Source organism: Empedobacter sp. UBA7494 (genome assembly GCF_002478465.1).
In the GTDB taxonomy this organism is placed as follows: domain Bacteria; phylum Bacteroidota; class Bacteroidia; order Flavobacteriales; family Weeksellaceae; genus Empedobacter; species Empedobacter falsenii_B.
Genome location: NZ_DLOC01000013.1, coordinates 1 through 10,495 on the forward strand (window position 1 = coordinate 1; position 10,495 = coordinate 10,495).

Genomic DNA, 10,495 nt, shown 5'->3' on the forward strand with positions numbered 1-10,495 from the left:
TATTTCAGGACGGGACAATATTAAGATAAAAAAATCCACTTCAGATGAAGTGGATTTTTTTATTAAATAAACTCTATCGTTGTTTCTATCTCGTGACCTTTTTCTAGCACTTTGTGTACAGGACAAGAATTTGCAACTTTCAATAATCTTGTTCGTTGCTTTTCATCGAAATCGCCTTCTATGATAACATGACGTTGAAAAGTAATTGGCTCAGTTGTAATCATATCAAAATTGACATCTACCTCAACTTTTTTGTAAGCAAATTCTTTGTGATTCATATACATTTGCAATGTAATCGAAGTACAAGAAGCTAACGCAGCTCCCAACAATTCGCTTGGTTTTGCAGCTGTATCCAAACCTCCTTTATCTAAAGGTTCATCTACATTAAATTCGTGTTTCCCAGTTTTAATATTCGAAATATAATTTTTATCTGTCGAAGTTGATGTTACATTAATATCACTCATTATCAATTTATTTTTCGTTTTCTTTTATTTTAGATTTTTGTTGAGTTTGCGGAATCGGAACGTAATCGTCATCTCCAGGAACTTTAGGAAAACGATGATTAATCCAATCTTCCTTCGCCGTTTCAATCGTTTCTCTTGAAGAACTTACAAAATTCCAAAAGATAAAATGTTCTTCTGGTAATTCTTCTCCTCCAAAAATATAAACGGTAGAACCAGCCGCAATTTCGAACTCACACAAAGTAGCTTCTTTCGCTACTAATAATTGTTTTGTTCCATATGTTTCTCCTCCATCTTTGATAGAACCTTCTAATACATACAAAGCAGATTCTCCATACAAATCTTTTCCTAATGAAACTTTGAAATCATTTTTAGCTTTAATCTCAATAAAATATAAAGGAGAATAAACAGGTACGCCAGAAGTATGTTCACCAAACTTACCAGCAATCAATTTATAATCTGCATTTTCGTTTGACCAATTTGGTAATTTATCTGCTTCAACGTGAACAAAACTTGGCTCCATATTTTCTAATTCTTTTGGCAAAGCCACCCAAATTTGTAAACCATGCAATGTTTTTTCAGTTGTTCGTAAATATTCGGGAGTTCGTTCAGAATGCACAACACCTTTACCAGCAGTCATCCAATTCACAGCTCCAGGCTGAATTTCTAATTCAGTTCCCAAACTATCGCGATGCATAATCGCTCCTTCAAATAAATACGTCAAAGTTGATAAACCAATATGTGGGTGCGGTCCAACATCAAGATTTTGATAATCTTTCAGCTTTGTTGGTCCCATATGGTCGATAAATACAAATGGTCCGACATGTCTTTTTTGACGAAATGGTAATAACCTACCTACCAAAAAATTTCCTATATCAGCAGCTTTTTCTTCTAAAATTAATCCAACGTTAGACATAATAAGTTTAGTTTTTTAATTGATGTAAAATTAGTTTTAACTATTAATTTCAAACTTGATTTAAGTTAATAAATAAAAAAAGGCTAACCAAAAGGTTAGCCAATTATAACTTAATCTTAACGATTTCTAGTAATCGTAGCTATTTTGTGTTTCTCCACCAAAATTCCAAGCAATACCGAAACGTAATGTATTTTCTAAAGCATTGTTTGTATCTGACATTGGAATTAAATAAGATGCATTAAATGCAAACGAATTGTATTTAAGTCCTAAACCTAATGTCAAGTGTTGACGATCTCCTTTCATTGGACTTTCGTGGAAATAACCAGCACGAATAAATAAAGCATCATTATAAGAATACTCTGCACCTACAGAATACATAATTTCTTTTAACTCCTCTTTTCCTCCTCCAGGAGCATCTCCAAATGAACTAAAGATACCTTCCATTACACCTTTATTTGGGATGTAACTATTAGTTATATTCCCTTCTTCATCATATTCATATTGAGGTGTTGGAACTAACAATTTAGAAAACTCTGTTGTGATACCTACTTTATTGTAATCATCAAATTTAAAATCATAACCAACTCCTAAACGTAATGTTGTTGGTAAATAAGATGCGTTATCTTCTGAATTTGAATAATCTAATTTTGGACCAATATTAGAGATTTGGAAACCTCCACGTAATTTACCTTCAAAATTGTTGGTATCCATTGTTTCTGATTGATAATAACCTGCTAAATCAACTGCAAATGTATTTGCTGGCTGAACTGTACCATCGCTTACTCCATTAGATAAATCGGAACGAATGAAACGACCAGTTACCGCCATCGAGTAATTATCTGTTAAACGTAAACCATATGATAAGTCGATTGAGAACTCATTAGGCTTTGCCGTACCATCTTCTTGAATTTGTCCAGTAGCTGCATTTAAGCTATTTAACTTAATTTCGCCCATATTGAAATAATAGATACTTGCTCCTAATGTACTACGCTCATCTTGTCCTAAGAAAGTGTAATAAGTTGCATTTAATAAGAAAACATCATTCACCAATGATCCCATATATGGCGTATAGGTGAACGCTACTCCAGAGTAATCTGGTGCAAAAGCAAATTTAGCAGCATTCCAATACTGAGAATAGTTATCCGCCGATGTCGCAACACCTTGATCTCCTAAACCACCTGCACGTGCATCAGGCGAAATTTTTAAGAATGGAGCTCCCGTTAAAATTGGATTTGATTTTGTATAATCTTTATCTGTATTATTACTTCCTGTATCTTGAGCATAGGTAAAAGCCGATGCTAAAATCAATAAGCTTGCGGTAATTTTTTTCATTCGTGTTATATTGATTATATTTTTTCTTTTTATTTATTATTTTAATATGACAAGTTTTTCAACTGCTGCGGCTGATCCTTTACAAACTGTATCATCAACACCTTTCACATTGACCTTGTAAATATAAACACCTTTTCCAATTTTATCACCAAAATCGTCCAAACCATCCCATTCTATCGCATATTTACCTGTTCGATATCCTTCTCTAAAAGGTTCTGCAGAAACAGTTTTTCGGATAGTTTTGACTAATTTTCCTGAAATTGTAAATATCTGAACCATTACATCTAACTCAGAATCACAATTATGTTCAAAATGGAAAAATGTATTCTTAGTAAATGGATTTGGCCAATTTAGCAATTTATCAATATGCAATTGTCCTGTTCCATTTTCCATTACTACAAAGTCTAACGTTGCAGTATTCGAATTATTGTTGATATCCCAAAATTTTAAATTCACAGTATGTTGACCAAGTTCAAGATTTTTTAATTGATACATTACTTGTCCTTTCTGGTAATCTTCAAAATTTTTATTGACACAAGGATTTGCATCACCTCCATCATAATATTCATTCAACACATAAGCATCTTGTACTTTACCATCAAGGGTTGCCACAATATCGTGTCCAATACTTGATCCTGTTGCATTAATACCTGAATTATCCGTTAAACAACCCACCAAATAAGGCGAACGATCTGTTATTCCTCCATTCGCAAAATGAAGATTATTCATATATAATTTTCCTTGCGGACGTTCATCATCATTTAATCCTTCTTCATTAATTCCTTCAATCGTAATTGTTTTTAAAGTCGATGCATCTTTACCATCTTTCTCATCCCAAGCATAAAATTTTATTTTACGATTTCCTAGCTCGTAATTGATATCTTTAGGAACATAAAATTGAATCGTAAATTCACCTTTTTCAACTTTTCCTGTTCCTTTATAAATTGTTTTATTTTCTGTTTCGAAAGTTTTTTCAGCCCAATTAGACTCCGATAAAATGGTTTTCGTTTCAGGTTTTTCATACAAACTAATCGCAATTTTCCCATTGAAATTATTATCAATAGAAGTGTTAGATAATTGATTTACTTTACCTGTAATCGTTATAAAATCTAACGCTTGCATCTTACCGCCTGCAAGAGCATCTACATCTTTTTTATTTTTGAAGCTGATGATTTCAATATCTTGTTGCGGACGATGAATTGACAACATTGGGTCTCCAAGAATACTTACACTTTTGTTATTTATATGTTTTGGAGAATAATTTAATTTTGCTTCATTAAGCGCTTTACCAATTGTTTGATTTTCTATTCCAACTTTCTTAAAAAATTCTTCGATCAAAAAATTATTCATCGAATCTCCATAACCTGTTCCAATCGGACGGTTAGTCGTAATCATAGATAACGCTCCTCCATTTGCATTTTTCAACATTGCTTCACCAGCAGAATTATATTGCGGTAAATCCCAAATTGTAAAATCACAAGTCACAGTTGTTACGATAGGTAAACGTGAATAAGCTGCATTAAAATTGGATAGATTTGTTAATTCTTCTGCTGTTATAATTCGTTCTTGCGCCCAACTACGAGGACCACCATGACCATAATACATCAAGAAGTTTGAACCTAACTCGATTCCATTCAGAATTGCTTGATTTACGGTTGGATATCTGACTCCAGCAGAAGTACTTTCGGATTGATGAGCTCCCGAATATATCTTATTGATCGTATAAATTTGATTCTCAGGCTTAGAAAATTCAGTATCAATTCTGACATTTAAACCTGGAGTATTTACATTATTATCATTATCCGTAACTGCAACAATTTTTGTTCGCCAATCGCCATAGGAAGTTCCTTTTCCTTGAACTTTATCGTAATATGAAATTATTTTATCAACCAAAACCTTTGCTTCATCAGAGTTAGAAGCAGGAATTCGACCAACAGCTATATCAAACCAGCGAGCATCATATTTATAAACACCATCAACATTATTTGGTAGTATTTCTACTTCATCTTTCAACATTGCAAAATAATCATCTGTTGCAATAGCAACATCTATATTTGTTGAAGGTTCGTCTGTAAATGTTGGAATATAATTAGTGAAATCTTTTATCCTATTTTTTGGATCATACGTTGTTGCACCAAATAATACTGCGTATTCTAAGTTTGGACTTTGATTATCTTTCAAAAACTTTAAAAAATCTCGTATCGCAATTGGATCTTGACTACCAGAAGAAAAATCATTATATACTTGATCTGTTGTCACAACGGCAACATTTATCTTATCATGATTTTCTCTAAATTTTGCCAAACGCTGTGCTTGATCCATATATTTAGGATGCGTGATCACAACATAATTAATATCTGTCAAACCACGAATATCCTGATTTGGAACTCGTCCTACAAAATTTACTTCATTATAAGCATGTTCATCACGGAAAGCAACAAACTCATTTGGAATAGTTGTTCTAAACTTATACAAATTGCTTTCAGGAGATAGAGCAGAAATCGAATGAATATCAGAAACATTCCAAACAGTTACATTAGAAGAATTATTTAACGTAAAAGCATTTACGCTATTATCATTAATATTTTCTAAAAAACGAAATGTAAATTGCTCGTTCGTATAACTTAAATTATCTTTGAAACGTAACTGCAAATAGTCTAAATAAGCCAATGCAGAAGGGTTTGCTCCCGAAGAAGTGACAGAAATATCAATATTATTTGAAGTTAATGATAAGGTTTTGTTTTCTGGTACTCTTGAAAATTCTGAAGTTCCTAAACTACCAGAAAAAGATTGCCCATTAACATTAACTGTATATCCATTATTATTTGCATTTTTCCCTACAACAGCATATCGTAAATATGCTTCACCTCCACTTGCAATAGAATTTGCTTTGAATGATTTCTTAAAACCATCTTTTAACCCAATATTTTCTCCAACCCAAATTTGTCCAAGACTATTTAAATTGATTGAATCTTTCTCATGAAATTGAAGGTTATCAAACGTTGAAAAAGTTTTATTTGCTGTTTCAGAAATTGAAGATTGTTCAACAACTCTTTTTCCATCTACTCCATTAAAACTAATAAAATAATAAGCTGACTCATCATATAAATTATAGCGCAGTTTGATATCTTTTAACGTTGTCGCATGATCTCTATACCATTGATGCGGGCCTTTTGCATAAAACAACACATAGTCATTGTTGTCAAAACTTCCATCATCACCTCCCACAAATTTAATTGGAATTTCATTAAGAGCACCAATTCTATTTTCCGTCAAATTTTCCATCAAACGCCCTTCACCATTTCCATAGATTTTTAAAGATTTTGGATTAAAATTGGTCGGAATTCCGTTTTTGGTAAAGAAACTTTTATCTAATTTAAAAACTCCATCTTTCGAGACTTTGATTTTGTACCAATCTCCCGTTTTCAAAACACTTATATTATCAATTAATTTTTGAGAAGATATTTTTCGAGATTGCGCTGATTTCGGAACAATTGAAAAAGATTCTATTTTTAAAATCTTATTATTTTGTTTGACAAATGGTACAACTTTAACAATCAGTTTTTGCTGACCATTTTTATCGATAATATTATATGAAGAAAAATTAATTTTATCTGTAATCGAAGAAATATTCAAATCAGCCAATTCGTTCTGTATTTCTCTAAATTGTACATTTGACAATTCAACTTCTTGATTTGTAGAATTTAACTCAACGACAAATTCTGGAAGAAAATATCCTCCAACAAAATAATTGTCTTTATTCGAGAAAAACGGCACATTTACCGTATTTCCATTCGTTAAAGAAATTGTTTGATTATTCTCCCAATTTATTTTGTAATTTTGACTAAATAATTGAGGAAATTGAAGCAAAGTTGCAACTAAAATAAAATATTTCTTCATGTCTGAATAACGCTATTTTGACAAATATATTTTCAATCGTAAAATAAAAAAATAATTCTTACGTTTGATACAAGAAATAAAGCATTTTTTCGTTGTAAGATTAATGTCAAATGCTTTTATTTGCATTAAATTTAATTTTCGAAAACCAGAAATATTCTATGAAAATGAATAAAGGACGTATTTTTTCTCTTGCTCTTGCAGCTGTTACTATGAGTGTATTCATGGGTTGTGCAAGCAGTTCAGGAAAGAAAAAAGGAGGTGGAACAAAAAATTTCACAAGTCGTACAGGATGGAAACCAAACGATAGTAAAGGTTGGTTTTTTTCAGGTAAAAAGAAAGAAAACATCAAAGCTTGGCCTGGAATGGTTTTCATCGAAGGTGGATCTTTTACGATGGGAATTACGAAAGATGACGTGTTACACGATTGGAATAATTCTCCTGTTCGTATGCAAGTGAAATCTTTCTTTATGGGTGAAACTGAGGTTACAAACTACGAATATAGAGAATATTTAACTTGGTTGAAAGTTGTTTTCCCTCCAGAAGACACACAATACAAGGATATTTATAATGGAGCATTACCAGATGAAACGGTTTTCAATAATCAATTATCTCGTGATGATTTCTCTACAGAAAATTATTTATTTTCTCCAGAATTCAGCTATTATCCAGTAGTTGGCATTTCTTGGTTACAAGCCGTTAACTATTGTGATTGGTTAACAGATCGTGCGGTTGAAAAATCTTTAATGAATAAAGGAATCTTATCAAAAGATTTATATAATAACGAGGAATATAATTATGGGAGTAAAACATTTAGTGCTGAGCAATATAAGCTAGGCGATACTAATGTAAACGAAGCGATTGATTCGACGAAAATTATGAAAGCGAATCAAATCAAAACGCAAAATACTCGTATTTTAAAAGCCAATCGTGCAACTGGTTCAGACGAAGTTCAACCTTTCCGTTTACCTACAGAAGCTGAGTGGGAATATGCAGCATTAGCTTTACCTGGAAATCGTGAATATAACGAATACAAAGGAAAAGATGTTGCTCAAAATAACTTGAGAGTTACGAAAGGTGCTCAAAGAGGTCAATACTTAGACAACTTCAAACAAGGACGTGGAGATTACTCTGGAATTGGAGGATTTGGTAACGATGGTTCTGCAATTACAAGTGATGTTCGTAAATATCCTTCAAATGATTTTGGTCTTTACGGAATGTTAGGAAATGTTGCTGAATGGGTTTCTGATGTTTATCGTCCAATTATTGATGAAGAAGCAAACGATTTCAACTACTACCGTGGAAATATTTTAAAAACAAAAATTGACAACGGAGCAGGTGGTTTTGAAAAATATGACGAAACAAATGTTGAATATGATACATTAGACAACGGACGTTTAGTTTATAGAGGATTACCAGGTGCTTACAAAAAACAAACAGAATACGATTTAACAAATTATCGTGATGGTGACCCTAATTCTTCTTTATCACCACGTACTGAACAAGGAAAATCTGCTGATAAAGCGACAGAAGATATGTACAACGCTCCTCAACGTAAATTTAGAGTAGATGAAAAAGGTCGAGTAATCTTAGAAAAAGATTCTTCTAAACGTACTTCTGATATCTCTGATGAAACACGTGTTGTAAAAGGTGGTTCTTGGAAAGACCCTATTTACTGGATAGATCCAGGACAAAGACGTTATTTACACCAAGCAAGTGCAACAAACTGGATTGGTTTCCGTGTAGCACAAGAATATTCTGGTAGTTTCGAATCAAAACGTAAACGTAGAGGATAATAATCCTTTACAAAATATTTTAAATCTCGGTGATTAATTTCATCGAGATTTTTTATTTTTACACTATGAAAACAGCAGAAATATTCGATCAATTTCTTAAATCGAAAATCGTTACGACTGATACACGCAACATCTCACAAAATTGTATCTTTTTTTCTTTAAAAGGAGCTAATTTCAACGGAAATACTTTCGCTCAAGAAGCGATCAATCAAGGAGCTGCAATGGCAATTGTTGACGAAAAAGAATTTGAAAATACATCTAAAAATATTTTTTTGGTTAATGATGCTTTAGAAACTCTACAAGATTTAGCGAGAACTTTTCGTAATTACCTTAAAATACCATTTATTGGATTGACTGGTTCTAATGGTAAAACAACGACAAAAGAATTGATTTCAGCTGTTTTAAAAGAGAAATTCAAAACGCATTATACTTTCGGAAATCTGAATAATCACATCGGAGTTCCTTTAACAATTCTTTCTATTCCAGAAAACACAGAAATTGCCGTGATAGAAATGGGTGCTAATCATCAAAAAGAAATCGAGTTATTAGCTTCAATTTCTCAGCCAGATTATGGATATATCACCAATTTTGGTAAAGCACATTTAGAAGGTTTCGGAGGAATTGAAGGTGTGATCAAAGGAAAATCTGAGTTATATGATTTTTTGAGAGCAAATAACAGAACTGCTTTTGTCAATTTTAATGATCCTATTCAAGTTGAAAAAACTAAAGATATTAATCGAATTACATTTTCTGATCAACATAATACAGATGTTCAAATCGAATTGATAGAAAATGAAACTGAATATTTGGCGGTTAAATACCAAGATTTAAAAATTCAATCTCATTTAACAGGAAACTATAATTTTAGCAATATTTCATGTGCAATTGCAATTGGACAACATTTCGGGATTGATGCTAAAACTATTCAACAAGGAATAGAAAATTATTTTCCATCAAATAATCGTTCACAAATTATCAATAAAGAAAATTACAAAATTGTGATGGATGCGTACAACGCAAACCCAAGTAGTATGGAAGCTTCGTTAAATAATTTTGCAAAATTTGAAGGTTCTAAAACAATTATTATTGGTGATATGTTTGAGCTTGGAGAAGAATCCAAAGCTGAGCATCAACGTATTTTAGATTTAGCTGAAAGTTTAGATTTTGATCAAATTTTTATTCTAGGACATAATTTTGGTGAAACAATTACGAATAATCCAAAAGTACAAAAATTTGAAAACCGTGTTGCCTTTGAAGAATGTTTGAAAGAAAATCCAATCAAAACTCAAAATATTTTGATAAAAGGTTCTCATGGGATGAGACTTGACTTGTTAGAAAACATTTAAAATCAACACATTGATTATCTAATGAATAAATCAATATTCTTTTTTATAATTACTCTTTTCTGTTATCATTCTCTTCAAGCTCAATCGTAATTGAATGGAAAAAAGATATGAAGCTTAATTACGAAAACTTCAAAAAGAAACCTAGTCAAACAAAGGTTCCTCAAGGATTTTTAGATTCAAAATTAAGTTGGCAAATTACAGAACCTACAGGAGAACTTCCTCAACTTTGGGTTACCAACAAATTTTATGAAAGTAATTCGTGGCTATCCATGCAACATGCAGAAATTTTAAAAGAAATGCAGTTGGAATTTGACTTGTCTGAATTATATGCACGAAAAATTAGAAAAGATTTTAAAGATTTGCAAGCCAAAAAAGTCATGGGTAAAGATTCTTATCGAGCAAAATTTTTGTTAGGTTCTAAGAATTTTCAGAAAAAATTGAAATCGATAGCTGGAGTTTCTTTAAATCAACCTGACTTATACAAATTATTAAATAAACAAATTCAAGATTCATTGGTGATTTATCAAAATTATAGTAAGTAAAAGAAGCACTAAATTTAACTATTTATTAATTTTAGATGTGTCTTTTATATATACATTTGTAACCTTTTCAAGATAAAATATATGAAACAGATTTCTACAATTTTGTTATATAATAAAAAGCTTCCACTTATTGAACAACTAAATTTAAATAATTTCAATTTAAAAATTTTGAAAAACGCTTATATATTCAATAAATAATTATTAA

At 31.5% G+C, this 10,495-nt stretch carries 7 protein-coding genes; 3 read left to right on the forward strand and 4 right to left on the reverse strand.

Annotation, left to right across the window (positions count from 1 at the left end):
• Positions 1-62 precede the first annotated feature (62 nt).
• From B4E95_RS01420 to porU, 4 genes are all read right to left on the reverse strand, one after another.
• The gene (locus B4E95_RS01420; protein ID WP_291061660.1) at positions 63-464 is read right to left on the reverse strand and encodes an OsmC family protein; all 402 of its coding nucleotides are present in this window, start codon (positions 462-464) and stop codon (positions 63-65) included.
• A gap of 7 nt (positions 465-471) precedes the next feature.
• Positions 472-1,377, reverse strand: coding sequence for a pirin family protein (locus tag B4E95_RS01425; RefSeq protein WP_291089354.1), 906 nt, complete (start codon positions 1,375-1,377; stop codon positions 472-474).
• A 126-nt stretch (positions 1,378-1,503) separates the two neighbouring features.
• Positions 1,504-2,709 carry a type IX secretion system outer membrane channel protein PorV gene (porV, locus tag B4E95_RS01430; RefSeq protein WP_291089357.1) on the reverse strand — a complete coding sequence of 402 codons (1,206 nt, stop codon included), beginning with the start codon at positions 2,707-2,709 and terminating at the stop codon, positions 1,504-1,506.
• A gap of 36 nt (positions 2,710-2,745) precedes the next feature.
• Positions 2,746-6,609 (reverse strand): type IX secretion system sortase PorU, encoded by a 3,864-nt coding sequence (porU, locus tag B4E95_RS01435; RefSeq protein ID WP_291089360.1) that lies wholly within the window; start codon positions 6,607-6,609, stop codon positions 2,746-2,748.
• A 164-nt stretch (positions 6,610-6,773) separates the two neighbouring features.
• Between porU and gldJ the strand changes: the two genes are divergently transcribed.
• From gldJ to B4E95_RS01450, 3 genes are all read left to right on the forward strand, one after another.
• Complete coding sequence (gldJ, locus tag B4E95_RS01440; protein WP_291089369.1) at positions 6,774-8,402, forward strand: gliding motility lipoprotein GldJ; 1,629 nt, start codon at positions 6,774-6,776, stop codon at positions 8,400-8,402.
• Between the two features lie 65 nt (positions 8,403-8,467).
• Positions 8,468-9,748 carry a UDP-N-acetylmuramoyl-tripeptide--D-alanyl-D-alanine ligase gene (locus B4E95_RS01445; RefSeq protein ID WP_291089363.1) on the forward strand — a complete coding sequence of 427 codons (1,281 nt, stop codon included), beginning with the start codon at positions 8,468-8,470 and terminating at the stop codon, positions 9,746-9,748.
• A gap of 107 nt (positions 9,749-9,855) precedes the next feature.
• Positions 9,856-10,290 carry a hypothetical protein gene (locus B4E95_RS01450; protein ID WP_291089366.1) on the forward strand — a complete coding sequence of 145 codons (435 nt, stop codon included), beginning with the start codon at positions 9,856-9,858 and terminating at the stop codon, positions 10,288-10,290.
• Positions 10,291-10,495: the final 205 nt, after the last annotated feature.